This is a genomic window from Vibrio sp. 10N.222.55.C7, assembly GCF_041473335.1.
GTDB lineage: Bacteria > Pseudomonadota > Gammaproteobacteria > Enterobacterales > Vibrionaceae > Vibrio > Vibrio crassostreae_C.
In genome coordinates this window covers 198,591-213,629 of record NZ_JBFRSC010000008.1, presented here as the reverse complement: position 1 = coordinate 213,629, position 15,039 = coordinate 198,591, and the positions used below count along the sequence as shown (strand labels likewise).

Annotated in this window: 16 protein-coding genes; 9 read left to right on the top strand and 7 right to left on the bottom strand. The window is 43.8% G+C overall.

Annotated features, from left to right (window positions below):
• Positions 1-13 precede the first annotated feature (13 nt).
• The 4 genes from AB4482_RS03635 (at position 14) to AB4482_RS03620 (ending at position 3,633) form a co-directional block, all read left to right on the top strand.
• Complete coding sequence (locus AB4482_RS03635; protein ID WP_017067098.1) at positions 14-436, top strand: N-acetyltransferase; 423 nt, start codon at positions 14-16, stop codon at positions 434-436.
• A 46-nt stretch (positions 437-482) separates the two neighbouring features.
• Positions 483-935, top strand: coding sequence for a GNAT family N-acetyltransferase (locus AB4482_RS03630; RefSeq protein WP_372082883.1), 453 nt, complete (start codon positions 483-485; stop codon positions 933-935).
• Positions 936-1,075: 140 nt separating this feature from the next.
• Positions 1,076-2,437 (top strand): DUF1800 family protein, encoded by a 1,362-nt coding sequence (locus AB4482_RS03625; protein ID WP_372112877.1) that lies wholly within the window; start codon positions 1,076-1,078, stop codon positions 2,435-2,437.
• 8 nt (positions 2,438-2,445) lie between these two features.
• On the top strand, positions 2,446-3,633 hold the full coding sequence (locus AB4482_RS03620; protein ID WP_102333476.1) for a DUF1501 domain-containing protein: 1,188 nt from the start codon (positions 2,446-2,448) through the stop codon (positions 3,631-3,633).
• Between the two features lie 68 nt (positions 3,634-3,701).
• On the opposite strand, the gene AB4482_RS03615 is transcribed toward AB4482_RS03620, so the two are convergent.
• Positions 3,702-4,313, bottom strand: coding sequence for a LysE family translocator (locus AB4482_RS03615; RefSeq protein WP_102333477.1), 612 nt, complete (start codon positions 4,311-4,313; stop codon positions 3,702-3,704).
• 102 nt (positions 4,314-4,415) lie between these two features.
• Between AB4482_RS03615 and AB4482_RS03610 the strand changes: the two genes are divergently transcribed.
• Positions 4,416-5,297, top strand: coding sequence for a LysR family transcriptional regulator (locus tag AB4482_RS03610; protein WP_017064462.1), 882 nt, complete (start codon positions 4,416-4,418; stop codon positions 5,295-5,297).
• 63 nt (positions 5,298-5,360) lie between these two features.
• On the opposite strand, the gene AB4482_RS03605 is transcribed toward AB4482_RS03610, so the two are convergent.
• The 6 genes from AB4482_RS03605 to AB4482_RS03580 all read right to left on the bottom strand — a co-directional run bounded on the left by AB4482_RS03605 (position 5,361) and on the right by AB4482_RS03580 (position 11,291).
• Complete coding sequence (locus tag AB4482_RS03605; protein WP_372112875.1) at positions 5,361-6,305, bottom strand: ADP-ribosylglycohydrolase family protein; 945 nt, start codon at positions 6,303-6,305, stop codon at positions 5,361-5,363.
• Between the two features lie 191 nt (positions 6,306-6,496).
• On the bottom strand, positions 6,497-7,423 hold the full coding sequence (locus tag AB4482_RS03600) for an amino acid ABC transporter permease (RefSeq protein ID WP_372112873.1): 927 nt from the start codon (positions 7,421-7,423) through the stop codon (positions 6,497-6,499).
• Positions 7,424-7,551: 128 nt separating this feature from the next.
• Positions 7,552-8,361, bottom strand: coding sequence for a transporter substrate-binding domain-containing protein (locus AB4482_RS03595; RefSeq protein ID WP_017067595.1), 810 nt, complete (start codon positions 8,359-8,361; stop codon positions 7,552-7,554).
• A 12-nt stretch (positions 8,362-8,373) separates the two neighbouring features.
• Positions 8,374-9,171: an amino acid ABC transporter permease gene (locus AB4482_RS03590; RefSeq protein ID WP_372102936.1), complete on the bottom strand. Its 798-nt coding sequence runs from the start codon at positions 9,169-9,171 to the stop codon at positions 8,374-8,376.
• A complete protein-coding gene (locus AB4482_RS03585) occupies positions 9,171-9,917 on the bottom strand; it encodes an amino acid ABC transporter ATP-binding protein (RefSeq protein WP_102333483.1) in 747 nt (248 codons plus the stop codon). Before AB4482_RS03585 ends, AB4482_RS03590 begins: the two co-directional genes overlap by 1 nt.
• 225 nt (positions 9,918-10,142) lie before the next feature.
• A complete protein-coding gene (locus AB4482_RS03580) occupies positions 10,143-11,291 on the bottom strand; it encodes an iron-containing alcohol dehydrogenase (RefSeq protein WP_372103299.1) in 1,149 nt (382 codons plus the stop codon).
• Positions 11,292-11,484: 193 nt separating this feature from the next.
• Here AB4482_RS03580 and AB4482_RS03575 point away from each other — a divergent pair, with 193 nt between their 5' ends.
• The 4 genes from AB4482_RS03575 (at position 11,485) to AB4482_RS03560 (ending at position 15,000) form a co-directional block, all read left to right on the top strand.
• Entirely contained in the window at positions 11,485-12,369 is an 885-nt protein-coding gene (locus AB4482_RS03575) for an AraC family transcriptional regulator N-terminal domain-containing protein (protein ID WP_372180562.1), read from the top strand.
• A gap of 569 nt (positions 12,370-12,938) precedes the next feature.
• Positions 12,939-14,186, top strand: a complete 1,248-nt coding sequence (locus AB4482_RS03570) for a RidA family protein (protein WP_065583922.1) — start codon at positions 12,939-12,941, stop codon at positions 14,184-14,186.
• A 213-nt stretch (positions 14,187-14,399) separates the two neighbouring features.
• Positions 14,400-14,756: a hypothetical protein gene (locus AB4482_RS03565; protein WP_017062659.1), complete on the top strand. Its 357-nt coding sequence runs from the start codon at positions 14,400-14,402 to the stop codon at positions 14,754-14,756.
• Between the two features lie 94 nt (positions 14,757-14,850).
• Complete coding sequence (locus tag AB4482_RS03560) at positions 14,851-15,000, top strand: hypothetical protein (protein WP_017062658.1); 150 nt, start codon at positions 14,851-14,853, stop codon at positions 14,998-15,000.
• Positions 15,001-15,039: the final 39 nt, after the last annotated feature.

The following is a 15,039-nucleotide window of genomic DNA, read 5'->3' as shown; positions in this document are numbered from 1 at the left end:
TTAGAGAATTAAGATGATTAGAGAGTACAACCCAGCTGATATTGAGGTCGTTTTAGATATTTGGTTAACCGCCTCGATCAAGGCGCATGACTTTGTGGCTCCTGAGTTCTGGGAGTCTCAAGTAGGTAATATGCGCGACATATACATTCCTGCATCAATAACTTACGTGTATCAAGTAGACGGTGAGGTTTGTGGCTTTTATTCGCTTTATGAAGGTATCTTAGCGGCGATATTTGTGAGCCCACAGCATCAAGGCTGTGGTGTTGGTAAGCAACTTATCCAACACGCGAAGCTTGAATGCCCGAATCTGTCTTTGAATGTGTATAAAGAGAACCAAGCGACCATTGAGTTCTACTTGTCTCAAGGTTTCTCTATTGTGAGCGAACAAACTGATGAGCACACAGGACATCAAGAATACACCATGCACTTATCTTAAGCTTGATAACTAAACCCGGTAGAAAAGTAACAGGAATCAACATCATATGGACATGGTTAAAGCTGCTCTTTCGCATTCAACAAGAGCTGCTCAGTCATCAGATTATGAATTTCTGTTTGAGCTCAAGAAAGCCGCTGAGTTTGAACCGATCAAAGCCGTATTTGGCTGGGATGAGCAAATTCAACGAGATATACACGCCGAAGAGTGGGCAGAAGAACGACCTGAAATCATTGAATATCAAGGCAAGGCGATTGGCAGTGTGTTGTTGCAAGACAAAGGCGAACACTTCTATTTTTGCCGATTCTTCTTACTGCCTGATTATCATGGAAAGGGCATTGGTAGCCAAGTACTGAAAGATTGCTTAACTAAGGCTGACAGCCTCAATAAACCCGTCGAACTTTGTTACCTAAAAGGTAATCGAGTTGGGGAGTTGTACTTGAGGTTTGGCTTTGAAATCACCTCTCAGAACGAGCAGTTTGTCTATATGTGGCGTAAATAGACACTCATTCAAAATGATCACACCGTGTCGGTAACTTGATAGGCACCTGACACTTATCTAACGTAAAACCTTGTAAAGCTCCCTATGCTTGATGACTAAGCGATTACACTTAGAAAAGATCGAGCGTAAGGGAGTGTGCAATGAATTATTACCCGACTTCAAAAATCGTGGGTGAACAAAGGTTTGGCTTTGGGCCAAAACTAGGTCAAACAACCTATTATTCTCCTGTAGAACAGTTGGATAAAAAGCCATTCGTTCACCAAGCTATACAAGACTTACCGAGTACTGAATCTACTCTGATTAAAGTAGGAGAGAATCGTGTACAACGAATGAAGGCCAAGGGTGACGAACAACAGATGCAAGCCACGAAGAAAGAAGCGCAGTCTTTTCTTCGAACGCAGTATCGACAACAAGCTCAAGCTCGCCACCTACAAAGTGTTGAAACTCCTTATGGTTTTCAAGAGCGCATCATTCAGTTTTGGAGCAATCACTTCGCCATCTCGGTCGATAATCGAAAACTGATGCCCTTGGCCGCCAGCATTGAAAACGATGTGGTTCGCCAGCATTGGAATGGTAACTTTGGCGAGATGCTGATGGCTTCTTCTAAACATCCTGCGATGCTTCTGTATCTCGACAATCAACTCTCGATTGGTCCCAATTCAAAAGTCGGAAAGCGCCGTAATAAGGGGCTCAATGAGAACCTCGCTCGTGAGATCTTAGAACTCCACACTCTTGGCGTTGACGGTTCTTACACTCAGCAAGACGTCATTGCCTTAGCAAAAGCGATTTCAGGCTGGGGCATTAAATTCAAATCTCCTGATGCTGGGTTTCGATTTGCTAATAACCTGCATGAGCCAGGAAGTATCACACTGCTTGGAAAGGCTTATTCTCAATCCGGCGTCTCGCAAGGAGAGTCGTGTTTAAAAACCTTAGCGACCCACAAAGACACTGCTGCGTACTTGGTTGGTAAGCTGTGCCAGCATTTCATTGGCGACATACCTAAAGAACTCTCAGAGCAAATGGTTGCTGAATATCTGAGAGGCGAGGGGAATTTACTGCCTGTTTATCGCTTGTTATTGAACAGTGCTGAGGCGAGTAAACCTAACCCTAATCGTTTTAGACCGCCGAAGGAGTGGCTGTTTGCCGTTCTTCGTAGTGCCGATATTTCTTTAAACGAGAAACAGGCATTCAATGCACTCAACAATTTAGGGCAGCCTCCTTTTAAACCGGGTTCACCTGCAGGCTGGTCGGATCAAGACAGAGACTACAATAGCCCTTCGGCGTTGACTCAACGTATGCAAGTTGCGAATAGGCTTGCGTCTGCTGCAATAAAATCGGCTAAAGCGTCAGGAGTTAAGCCGAAAGCGGTAGTGGATAAAGTGATCGCGGGTTTATATGACGATGCTATTGATGAACACACCCAAATTGTATTGAACAAAGCCGACAGCGCTGCAATGCAACTTTCCCTGTTGTGGCTAAGTCCGCAGTTTCAATATCGTTAGGAGTGGGTATGAAAAAGTCAGATTGTTCTCAGAATAAAGCGCCACATAGTATTAACCGCCGCCAGTTCATGGGTATTGCGGCGGCTGTTGGCGTCAGTGCGATGCTGCCATTTCCAAGCTTTGCCAAAACAGGTTCAGACAATATCTTCATTTGGGTATCACTGCGTGGCGCGATGGATGGTTTAAATGTTGTAGTGCCGCATGCCGATCCGGATTACTCTAATTTGAGACCCAACATCGGATTAAAACCTGAACAGCTAGTGAAGTTGGATGATTTCTTTGGGCTTCACCCATCCCTAAAGCAATGCCATCAATGGTATGAGAGTAACGAACTCAGCTTTGTACACGCTTGTTCAACCGCTTATCGCGAGCGCTCACATTTTGATGGACAGAAGATATTGGAGAATGGCACTTCCGACCCGTTTAACACCGTAGGGTGGATTAACCGTTTACTCACGTTGAGCTCAGAAAAATACGATGGAATAGCGATTGATTCGGGCTTACCACTCATCATGCAGGGCGAATCGACCGTTGCAAGTTGGTACCCAAACCGCTTAAAAACACGTGATAAACAAACGGAACTGCTGGAAGAGTTGTTTCAAAGTGACCAAATGCTGTCTTCAAACTTTGAAAGTGTCATGAAGATAGATCAACTGGTAGGCGACCAAGGTGTCGGCAAACAGTTTAAATCATTGATGGGTAAAACAGGCGACATATTGTCGGCTGATAACGGACCAAACATCGCAGCGTTAGAACTCGGTGGGTGGGACACTCACGCCAATCAAGGCAACGTAAATGGACGGTTGAGTAATCAGCTTAAAACTTTGGATGTTGGGTTAGCGGCTCTCAAAGCTTCACTAGGTGATCGTTGGCAGAAGACAGTGATCATCGCGGCCAGTGAATTTGGTCGAACAGCAAAAGAAAACGGCACCAAAGGCACCGACCATGGCACTGGCAACGTCATGTTTGTTGCGGGTGGTGCGCTGCCATCGTTGAAAGGAGCGGGTGGTAAGGTTATTACCAATTGGCCGGGCTTGAGCCAAAGCCAGCTATATGAAGGCCGAGACCTTAGTCCAACGACTGATATGCGTTCGGTTATCAAGGGTGTGCTCAACCGACATTTATCGATAGAAGTGAAACAACTCAACGCTATCTTCCCTGATAGTGCCGATATTAGACCGATGAATCTTGTTTAGAGTTTTACCAAGACCCAGTTAGATGCGATTCAGTCGTTTGAATCGCTCTCTATTTGTGACTCGCTTGTTTACGATTTAATCGCCAACAGTGCTCCGAACGTCACTAAGCCAAATCCACATGCTTGATTAAGCCTTTTCTTTGCTCTCAATAGATGCTTTTGCAATGTATTCGAAGTAAACAGCATAGCGACAACGCCAAACCATAAACCGTGAAGAACGATCATGTAAAGCCCATAGCCGAGCGCGACATGCTGGTTTTCTGCATCAGGTGAGATGACTTGGCTGAAGATGCTCAAAAAGAACAACATGGTTTTTGGGTTGAGCACGTTACATAAGAAGCCTTGGGCTAAATAGCGCCAAACACTGGTGCTTTGCTTTGCATCTTCCATCGGTGCAAGCTTGTTGTCCGCACTCAAGATACCTTTTAGCCCTAGATAAATAAGGTAGGTTGCACCTGCGTATCTAATCATGTCAAACAGCTGCTCATTCTGTGAGATTAAGTAACTGATCCCAAGCATTGAATAACTGATGTGAACACAAATCGCTAAACTCACACCGATTGCAGTCCAAATCCCTGCTTGTCTTCCTTGATTGACACTGTTTTTCAAAACTAAAACGAAATCAGCGCCTGGGCTGATAACAATCAATAGTCCCAATACTGCTAGGCTTAACCACTCCATAATGACTCCAACTCTTTATATTTGATGAGCCAGCATTGTATGGTTTTTTATTGCTGCCTATAATCGAAATGAATTCTACCTATCTGTGAGAAAAAATCACACATGAGACATTTGAAAGCATTTCATATTTTCCACGTAGCAGCGCATTCGAGTAGTTACAGTGAAGCGGCGGATAAACTCAATATCACACATGGCGCGGTGAGTAAGCAGATCAAGGTATTGGAAAATCACTTATCCCAAGTTTTGTTCTACAAACAGGGCAGGAATGTGTGTCTCACCAAAGAAGGGGAATTACTCAAAGGTTACACAGAGCAAGCGTTCCAAGCCTTGGAGACTGGAGTCCATAAGCTTAATCAGCTGAATCATCAAGCGTTGGAAGTTTCATGCGAACCCACATTGACCATGCGTTGGTTAATGCCTCGACTCGGTGATTTCTATAACGAATCCGGAATTGATGTTCGATTGTCGACTGCTGGTGGGCCTGTGAACTTGAATGCGACAGGGCTCGATATGGCGATTCGCCGAGATGACTTTAAATTAACCGAGCGTTACGAACAGATACCGCTAGTTGAAGAGTGGGTAGGCCCTGTGTGTTCCCCGGGTTATTGGCAGCAGGTAAAAGATAACTTAGATGATGTGAAATTACTGCACAGCAGTACACGGCCAGATGCTTGGAGTCATTGGGGTGCTATCACTATAGATAAAGTTAATGGTGGAGAGTGGTCAAAAGCTCGAGCGAACCAAACATTTGCACACTTCTACTTTTGCTTTCAGGCGGCTGTCGATGGGTTAGGCATAGCGCTTGGGTCTTATCCACTTGTCGCCGACGATCTTGAAAGAGGTAACTTGATCGCGCCGTTTGGCTTCGTACCTTCTGGTCACCAGTACATATTGCTCACGCAAGATAGCAACCATGAAGAGCCAGAAAGCCCGTTTGTTGTTTGGCTGAAGAATGAGTTATCGCAGTGTGTTCCAACTTTATAGGAACGACATCCGACCTAGAAGTGTGCTTGTCTTATGTCAGGCTCTAGTTCGTTGTTGTGGAAATCACTCAATAGGCAAAGACAGCACACCGCCATTGAGTTCGACTTGTTTTAGCCATTCGGTTGGAATGCCTCCATCTTCCTCGTAGAAACACGCCGCTAATACCGCGCCAATTACAATTGCACGCCCGCAGCTATCGCCCCCACATAAAATGTTGTCGCGGATACCTTGTTTAAAGCTCTGAGCGCCAGCAATGATGCGAATCAGCAGCGGGAACGCGGCACTCAATTCGCAATGCAACCCGAACTTTTTCGCGGCATCTGTTATTGAAAGCTCAGGCGCTGAGAGGGCTTCATCGATTTGATCGTGTATAAACTTGCTGCAGGTTTGTCGTACCATCTCTACTGATTGTAATGGTGAATTGCCTTGTATCGCGGCTTGAATCAGTAGGGTGATGGCTTGTGCCCATTCCACGGCTTTGTCGTTGTTGTTGGTCACTCGTACCGCACTCTCTACCATTGCTGGTAAGGTGTGAGAAGTATAAGTACATGCGATTAATGGAATGATCTTTGAGACTGTGGGGAGCTGCGTATCGTCTGCGCCACAGGCAGTAATCGGGGCGTCCTCTAGTTCTAATTGATGGATGTTCAGCAAGCTCATGCGCGTCGCTTTATCAATGTAGCCTTGCCAACTACCACCGAAATCAAACCATTTTCGGAAATGTTGAATATAGCTCGCTTCATCGTATTTTTGGTTGTCGACTAAACTATCGACCATCGCCAATAACTGAGCACCGTATTGCGATTGGTCGCCAGCGGTTTTTCCTTGGTGCGCAAAGTAGCCCTTGTCTTGATAATCGAACTGATTCGGTGAGCGAAATTCTGGCTCAAAACCCGCTACGTGTAAGATCCTCTCTTGGTCATACAGCCAGTGCAGCCCCATTGAAGCGGCGTCTCCAACCAATGCGCCAACAACGGCGTAAAAAGCTCTTTCTTTATGATTGTCCATGTTGAGTGATGTCCTTGAGAAGAATCAACGTAGTTCGATACTTTAAGTATAGTGATTAGGCGAGCATTTTGCTGTGTTTCTGAGAAGAAATATGAAGGGATAAGTCCTTATTGGTCAATAGCTTAAACCAATCAGGTGAAATGGATAAGGGCGTGAATAGCTGGGCGAGTCGGTACTTCTTATTAATGACGTTACTGATGGTTAAGGTAAGCACTAGAACGTTGCTCAATCACTTTGAACAGACGCGAAAGCACAAAGCATAAAGCAAAATATACGAAGCCTACAATCAGCCAGATCTCGAAGATCAAACCTGACGAGTTTGCCATTTCAGTACCAACGAAAGTCATCTCTTGGATAGAAATCAGAGACACAATCGACGTGTCTTTAACCAAAGAGATTGCTTGGCCAGCCAATGGCGGTGTGATGGCCGTTAATACTTGCGGGCCAACCACAAATCGATACTTAGACAATGCCGATAAGCCGAGTGAATCGGCCGCTTCCCATTGGCCTTTTGGAATACTTTCTAAGCCAGCTCGAATCACTTCTGCGATGTAAGCCGAAGAGAGCAAACCGATACAGATAACACCAGACGCCAAGTTTTCCCAAAGGTTAGCTGGGCCGAACAGGAAACCTTGAACTGCGTTAATCTCGCCATTATGTTCACGCAAGATACTTTCTAAACCAAGTAATGGAATCAGTTGGTTTGAAACGAAAAAATAGAATATGAAGACAAACACCAGCGGCGGAATATTTCGAACCAACTGGATAAAAATCAGTGCAGGGGTACGAAAGAAAGTGATTTTAGAGTGCCTTGCAACGCCAAGTAATGTACCAAAAGAGAGTGCTAACACCATACTCCAAACACTCAAGCGCAGTGTCGCGATCAAGCCTTGGAAAAAGTAAGGAATATTGCCTTGAGAAGGCGGAATGAAAATCAGGGTAAACGCATCTTCCCAGCGCCACTGGTAGTTAATACCAACAGCGGAACGATAATAAAGCCAGCCTGCAAACACACAAATGACAGCTAGTAACACGCCATCTAAAAGGTTAAGGCGTTGATACCAAGGCTTCATATGAACGTTGGGCTTAGGTGTTGTTAATGCGCTAGTACTACTCACGTCATTCCTGTTTAAACGATAATAATTGATGTGTTGTGAGAGGTGGCTATGAGGTCATAGCTATCTCGTTGTTTTTAACAAGGCAGCGCAAACAATGCACTGCCTCGATTCACTAGCAAAAGTTCTGATTACTGACCTTGAGCAATCTGGTCTTGCCAATCTAGAGTAGAGAACCAGTACTCGTAACGCTCTTTCAACCAACCGTCTTCAGTACGTGCTTTGATCCACTCGTTGAAGAATTCTGTCTTGTCAGTTTCACCTAGGCGAACTGCAAATGCTTCATTACCTTTTGATAGGCGTTCTTCGAATGGAATAAATAGCGTGTCTGCGTTTTTAATCGCTTCGTGTTCTGGTTTCGGGCTAGACGCGATAACCGCGTGTGCGTTGCCGTTTAATACTTCTTGGAATGCTTGAGCATCGTCATCGAACTGTAGAACTTTCGCTTTAGGGAAGGTTTCACGAGCTACTTGCACTGTGAATGCACCACGACGCGCTGCAATTTTTACACGGCGAGAATCAAAATCAGAGATTTGTGTAAAACCTTCTGCTAGCTCTTTATTCGCTGCCAGTTGAACGCCAGAGTGCGAGTAAGGTTCAGTGAACAATACGCTTTTAGCGCGAGCTTCAGTGATAGACATACCGCCAATGATTACATCAAACTTGTTCGAAAGTAGAGAAGGAATAATGCCATCCCATGCCGTCGGTACGAATTCAACTTTCCAGCCAGAATCTTCAGCAAGGCGTTTTGCTACATCGATTTCAAAGCCAACAAGATCGCCTTGTTTGTTACGCATCGCCCAAGGAACAAATGTCGACATACCAACGCGTAGAGAGCCACGTTCGTTTATTTTGTCTAGGTTAGGCGTTTCAGAAGCAAGTGCAGGCAAACTGACGGCAAGCGCAAGTAGGGCTGTAATTGCGGTTTTAAATAGCTTCATGCTGATAAATCCTTATTGTGTTCGCCAGTTAGCTCCGAGCTTATGCTCAAGCCAAGCTGCAACGGCAGAAAGTGAAAGTGTAAGTGCAAGGTAAATGATCGCCACAGAGAACCAAATCTCAAATGGCATCGCGGTTTCAGAAACTATGTTTCTGGCTTCGGTTGTTAGGTCAAAGATAGCCATGACACTCACAATCGAAGAGTTTTTGATAAGAGAGATCACTTCATTAGTCAAAGGTGGCAAGGTGCGTTGCACCACCTGAGGAAGAATCACATCCCAGTAAGTATAGGTCTTTGATAAACCCAAAGATTGAGCTGCTTCAAATTGTCCTCTCGCAATACCATTTAAACCAGCACGGAAGATTTCGGCGGTGTAAGCACCTTGGAAAAGTGCCAAGGCCAAAACGGCAGTACTAAAGCGATCGAGCCCTAATACGGGGCCAAATACAAAATAGAGCAAATAAATTTGTACTAATAACGGCGTGTTACGAATCAACTCAACATAGCTGGTGGCTAAGGTGCGTCCAACCACCGAATTGGAGTTTCGCAATAGGGCTGTGGTTAAGCCAATCACCAGCGTTGCAACCAAAGAAATCAAAGAGATATTGATGGTAACTAGTAGCCCTTCAACTAATTCTGCAGGCCACCATTCACCATCTTCATAGAAAGCAATATAGTCCGGCACACGCTCCCATTGCCAGCTGTATCCCATGGTTTGTGCACCAGAGTCGAGAATCCAAACAACAGCAGCCGCCAGTACAACAATCTGTACCAAAGCAGATAGGGCGGGTTTAATAATTCGAATCAACATCAATAAGTCAGGATCTGATTTAGGAACGCTTGAGTACGTTCATGTTGAGGGGTTTCAAAAAGCGATTGTGGAGTATTCGATTCCACAATTTGTCCTTCATCCATGAAGATAACGCGGTCGGCCACTTGTTTTGCAAAGCCCATTTCGTGGGTCACACACACCATAGTGATGCCTTCGCTCGCCAGTTCAACCATCACATCGAGCACTTCGTTGATCATCTCCGGATCAAGCGCTGAAGTGGGTTCGTCAAACAAGAGTAATTCCGGCTTCATACACAGGGAACGGGCGATAGCCACGCGTTGTTGCTGGCCGCCAGAAAGTTGCACTGGGTATTTGTTGGCTTGTTCTGCAATGTGCACACGCTCTAGATAGTGCATTGCTATCTTCTCGGCTTCTTGTTTGCTTTTTTTAAGCGTACGAATTGGCGACAGAGTTAGGTTCTCAAGCACGGTAAGATGGGGGAATAAATGAAAGTGCTGAAACACCATTCCGACTTGGCCCGGTGTGTTGAACTTACTCGGGAGTACTTGTTCTAGCACGGAAAGTTCGCCACTTTCGAAAGGTTCTAGCTGATTGATACAACGGATCAATGTTGATTTACCCGAACCAGACGGCCCGCAAATCACCACTATCTCTCCTTGTTCAATATTTAAATCGATATCCTTTAGGGCATGAAAATCACCATACCACTTGTTAAGTGACTTAAACTTAACCATTTCCTTGAGATTGTTCAAATCGTTGTTCATACCTAGTAAAGAGACAGGTTTACCTTAACAATATAGAAATATGATTGCACATAAAATTAGGGACTTATGAGAATTTAATAGCATCTTGTAGGGCAAATTAAAAAGCAGCGCCCAAAATGAACGCTGCTTCTGTTGTACGAAAGAAAAAAGTAATGGGTTCAGTCAGATGTGAAAATTCATCGTTGTATGACCAATATCTTTACTTTCTCTCTATTTTCCCGATTCTTAGTGAATCGCAGACTCTAGAATCTCACGTGTTTTCTCTGGCGTGATTGCTTGGTTCTCACCAAGTTGTAGGTAGCCGTGTGATTCAAGTTGAGCAACAACATTGTCAATCGCCGTTGCTTTGTTTGTTTCGTAGCCGTCGAACATGGTTGCTACGTCTAGGCTGTGGTAGAACGCTTCGATTGCAGCGATTGTGCGTTCTGCTAAATCAGCACCCGCTTCTAAGCCAAATACGTTACGACCCATTTGCTCTAGCTTGCCACGTTTCGCTTCGATTTGGTTACGAAGTAGTGAAGGTTGAACAATCGCAAGCGAACGTGCGTGGTCTACGTGCCATAGTGCAGTGAATTCGTGGCCAATCATGTGAGTTGCCCAATCTTGAGGAACACCTGTACCAATCAGGCCGTTAAGCGCTTGGTTTGCTGTCCACATTAGGTTTGCACGCCATGCATCGTTGTCACGCTCGTCGTATTGCTTACCCAGTACAAGTAGGTTCTTAAGCAGTGTTTCTGCGTAACCGTCTTGAACCATTGCGTCTGTTGGCATCGTGATGTATTGCTCACATACGTGAACCCACGCATCAACTAATCCGTTGATCAGCTGGCGCTCAGGTAGAGACTTCATTACATCTGGGTCCATAACCGCAAACTTAGGCTGTACTGCAGGGTTCATGAATGCCAGTTTCTCTTGAGTCGCTTTACGCGTGATTACCGCGCCCATGTTAGATTCAGAACCTGTCGCAGGAAGAGTCAGTACCGCGCCGATTGGCGTCGCTTCAGTTACTTGGTGTTTGCCCGTTAGGATATCCCAACCGTCGCCGTCGTATTTAGCCGCTCCAGCAACGTATTTAGAACCGTCGATTACTGAACCACCGCCAACAGCGATAATGAACTCTACGTTTTCTTCTTTAACAAGAGCGACTGCTTTGTCTAGCGTCTCTTTGGTTGGGTTTGCTTCAACGCCAGAGAACTCAATCCAAGAGTGATCTTTTAAAGACTCTACAACTTGGTCGTAAACACCGTTGCTCTTGATTGAGCCGCCACCATAGATGACTAGTACTTTCTTTGAAGTATCAACCGCTTGGCTGATAGCGTTGATTTGGCCTTGACCGAAATGGATAACAGTAGGGTTAACGTAAGTAAATTGCATCAGAGATTCCTTGTGTAAAGCGAAATTTGTTATTTTGGTTTATTGCTCAATTTCTATATTTGCATATTAGTACAGTAATCTAGGTCAATGAAGAGCTGTTCCTCCAAATAAATTGCCTATTTCTACAAACTTGATATTCTTCCTCTGCTTTAGCTTACTTACTCTTAGCACTTAGAATGGAAAGTCGCCACTTATGAAAACACTCGCTCAGTTATTACAGTCTTATGTTGAACACAAAGGTTGGGATGACCTTGAAGGGATCAGAGAAACTGAAATTAGCGGTGTGTGGTTGTATCGAAGCAGTGGCGGGAATCAGCGTCAGCCATTTACTTACCAGTCTGGCATTATCATGCTCGGACAGGGCAAAAAGAACATCTACATTGGTGAAAGGTCAGTGACTTACGCTGCAGGTGATTATCTTGTGGTGGGTGTGCCAATGCCGTTAGAGTGCGAAGCCTTGCCTGTTAATGGCGAACCATTGCTTGGTTTGTCGATAAGCATTGATTCTCAACGTTTGCATAGCTTAGTCAAAAAGCTCGAAGACCAAGGCTTTCTAGAGAGCTACTGCAACAAGCATAAACAGAACTCGAGTGGCTTAGAATCGACGCCGATGGAAGAGCAAATGCTAGAGAGCTTTACCCGGTTGGTGAAAACGCTGCATTGCGACATTGAAGCCAATATATTGGGCGATGCGATGGTGACAGAGATTGTCTACCGCGCATTAACCGGTTCAGAAGGGCGTGTGCTGTTTGATTTAGCTCATCATGATGGCCATTACGCACGTGTCGCTAAAGCGCTGTCTAAAGTGCATGAAGAATACGACCAAACCATCACTGTTCAATCGCTGGCTGACGAAGCCAACATGAGCGTGTCTGCCTTCCACTATGCATTCCGTAATGTCACTTTTGAATCACCACTGCAATATTTGAAGAAGGTTAGGCTCAACAAAGCGAAAGAGCTGATTCAACTAGAAGGCCTTCGTATTAGTGATGCTGCACGTCGAGTCGGTTACTCCAGCCCATCTCAATTTAGCCGCGAATTTAAGCGCCACTTCAATACTACTCCAAGAGCGGTTTAGTTCTTCTTTCAACGAAACTATGTGTTGAGAGCTATAATGCCAAAAGCTATGGTGACGATTGCTCATATTTGTTGAATTATATGAGTAAATGTATCTAATCATAGGCATTGTCAGATTGTAGGTATTTGATTCTCGAATATATTATTAACGTACTTATATAAAATAAGCTCTCGAAAATAATTAATTAAATAGCCTAAGAGTTTATGCACAGGTATAGGGGAGAAACTCACTAACTTAGCTATTAACGAAGTTTTAGTGTGAACAACCTATCAAATATTATCTAAAATTCTGGAATTACTCACCGTACTATCAGAGAGAGTATTCAGGATTATTGAATAGACTTAAAATTAAAGATAATTTAGCAGTTGATAAAGCCTAGCACGACGGATAATTAGTCGTTTGATGACTAATTATTCTGTAACTTGCTGATTTATAGTCACCTTAGAGTCTGACGGGTATCACGTTTACCCTAAAATAATTCACTTAACATGGCGCTACTTTAATCATTCTTCCAAATACGATTGTTAAATATAAATACGTATACCTATTTTATTAAAAGGATAATACCGATGAGTAGCGATATCATTAAAATTTCAAGAAACACTGAAAACGCGCCAATTAATTCTGTATCTACACAAACGGTCGCTTTTTCTCATTATAATAACTTTTCTGCTCAACTTCCGATTGACCCTAAAACGGGTGAAATAGTCATCGGTGATATTAAAGATCAAGCAGCACAATGTTTGAATAATATTAAAGCGATTGTTGAAAGCATCGACCATGTTATGGATGATGTCGTGAAGATTCATGTTTTCGTTAAGAATATTTCTGATATCGATGCTATTGATGAAGTTTACAAAAGCTTCTTCCACAACAGTCTGCCAACACGCACTGTCGTGGGTGTCGCTGCACTGACAAACAGCGATGCGCTGGTTCAAATGGATGCTCTCATTTCTAACGGTGAAGGCACTAAACCACAAGCACCTTGCGCTCTAATTAAGGTCTCAAGAAATACGGATAATGCACCTCAAAGTACTGTGTCCACGCAGACTGCTGCCTTTTCTCACTACAACAATCTTTCAGCTCAGTTGCCTATAGATGTAGCCACAGGTGAGTTGGTTGATGGTGGTATCGAAGCGCAAACAGCACAATGTCTATCAAACATCAAAGCTATTCTAGAAAGTATCGGTCATGTCATGAATGATGTGGTTAAAACGACTATCTACCTAAAAAATATCGCAGATGCGGAAGTGGTAAATGAAGTATGTGCTAAATTCTTCCCAAGCTACGTTCCTGCTCGTACTGTTGTTAACGCAGCTGAATTACCAATGGGTGCTTTAATTCAAATTGATACATCCATTTCACATGGCGACGGTACACCGCCGCAATTACCAGAAGACACTCGCTTACTGGTTATTGAAACCAATAATACTGTTTCTGCACCATTCATGCCTTATTCGCATACTGTTGCTTTCTCTCACTACAATCATATTTCAGCCCAATTACCTTTAGATCCGAAAACAAATGAAATCGTTGCTGGCGGGGTAAAAGAACAAGCGGAACAATGTTTAAACAATATTAAGGCGATAATTGAAAGCGTTGACCATAGCATGGACGATACGGTGAAAATTAATATTCAACTTAAGGATATTTCAGATATTGATGTGGTAAACGAAGTCTACACCACATTCTTTAATGCTGAGCTGCCTGCAAGAACGGTAGTAGGGGTTTCAGAAATCCCAATGAATGCTTTAGTACAAATTGATGCTGTCGTTTCTAACTGTGAAGGGACACCTCCACAAGACGTTGTTGCATAAATCAATTGAACCCTTCTCGATAATATCGATCAGATCTCGGTTTAGCTTCCAAATAGGGAGCAAACTCAACAGGCCGAGATCTGATCCGTTCACTTCATTACTCAAGTCCATCGAAGCGACACACCTAAGCTTATCCCGTAAACATGGTATTTATAAGGTTGAAGTGTTTTAATATGAAAAACGGACGCTTAACGTAATAAAGAAAACCAGTTTATGCAATTTCGAGCCATTTTACTGCTATGCCTTACCCTAATAGGGTGTTCGTCCAATCAAGAGTTGGTACCCGACCCAACAACCATCACGCTATTTTATGGTGATACATCCATCGCCGCAGGTGTTTTAGAGGATAAAACATTCAATTCAGTCCTTGCCGATAGGGTTGAAAGCGTTACGTTTTCGGGCTCAATATCAAAGAAAGACTCTGGCTATTTTGTCGATATGTTAGTGATTCGAGAAACAAAAGAGCCACGTTCAACACGACAGCTTAACACCTCGCTTCTAATGAAACCGGGAGAGTTAGTAGATGTTGGCGGCGTGAATAACGATGTGTTCAGGGTAATCCTCGAGTAACAAAAATAAAGTGTTCAATTAATCTGATTTTTTGCTTTACCTCAACCTAACTTCAAGTCTTAAGCTTCTCTTACTGATTAAGAAGGAGCTTATTATGCAAAATAACTACGTAAAAGAACTCGCCGTTAAAACTTACCAAGAAGACCTTCAAAAAGAGTACGTTAGATCTAAAGCTCAGCCATTCCACGCCCCAAGTTTTATAGGTGGGGTGCTGTTGTCAGTTGTGCTGGTGGGACTGTTTTAATTTATGCAGAATTTCTGATCCATTGCCAACTCTCAACAT

Excerpts from the sequence above, each read along its gene's own strand:
- AB4482_RS03635 (WP_017067098.1), top strand. The coding sequence starts at position 14 with ATGATTAGAGAGTACAACCCAGCTGATATTGAGGTCGTTTTAGATATT.
- AB4482_RS03565 (WP_017062659.1), top strand. The coding sequence starts at position 14,400 with ATGCAATTTCGAGCCATTTTACTGCTATGCCTTACCCTAATAGGGTGT.
- AB4482_RS03585 (WP_102333483.1), bottom strand. The coding sequence starts at position 9,917 with ATGAACAACGATTTGAACAATCTCAAGGAAATGGTTAAGTTTAAGTCA.
- AB4482_RS03580 (WP_372103299.1), bottom strand. The coding sequence starts at position 11,291 with ATGCAATTTACTTACGTTAACCCTACTGTTATCCATTTCGGTCAAGGC.
- AB4482_RS03625 (WP_372112877.1), top strand. The coding sequence starts at position 1,076 with ATGAATTATTACCCGACTTCAAAAATCGTGGGTGAACAAAGGTTTGGC.
- AB4482_RS03605 (WP_372112875.1), bottom strand. The coding sequence starts at position 6,305 with ATGGACAATCATAAAGAAAGAGCTTTTTACGCCGTTGTTGGCGCATTG.
- AB4482_RS03615 (WP_102333477.1), bottom strand. The coding sequence starts at position 4,313 with ATGGAGTGGTTAAGCCTAGCAGTATTGGGACTATTGATTGTTATCAGC.
- AB4482_RS03575 (WP_372180562.1), top strand. The coding sequence starts at position 11,485 with ATGAAAACACTCGCTCAGTTATTACAGTCTTATGTTGAACACAAAGGT.
- AB4482_RS03630 (WP_372082883.1), top strand. The coding sequence starts at position 483 with ATGGACATGGTTAAAGCTGCTCTTTCGCATTCAACAAGAGCTGCTCAG.
- AB4482_RS03570 (WP_065583922.1), top strand. The coding sequence starts at position 12,939 with ATGAGTAGCGATATCATTAAAATTTCAAGAAACACTGAAAACGCGCCA.
- AB4482_RS03595 (WP_017067595.1), bottom strand. The coding sequence starts at position 8,361 with ATGAAGCTATTTAAAACCGCAATTACAGCCCTACTTGCGCTTGCCGTC.
- AB4482_RS03560 (WP_017062658.1), top strand. The coding sequence starts at position 14,851 with ATGCAAAATAACTACGTAAAAGAACTCGCCGTTAAAACTTACCAAGAA.
- AB4482_RS03590 (WP_372102936.1), bottom strand. The coding sequence starts at position 9,171 with ATGTTGATTCGAATTATTAAACCCGCCCTATCTGCTTTGGTACAGATT.
- AB4482_RS03620 (WP_102333476.1), top strand. The coding sequence starts at position 2,446 with ATGAAAAAGTCAGATTGTTCTCAGAATAAAGCGCCACATAGTATTAAC.
- AB4482_RS03610 (WP_017064462.1), top strand. The coding sequence starts at position 4,416 with ATGAGACATTTGAAAGCATTTCATATTTTCCACGTAGCAGCGCATTCG.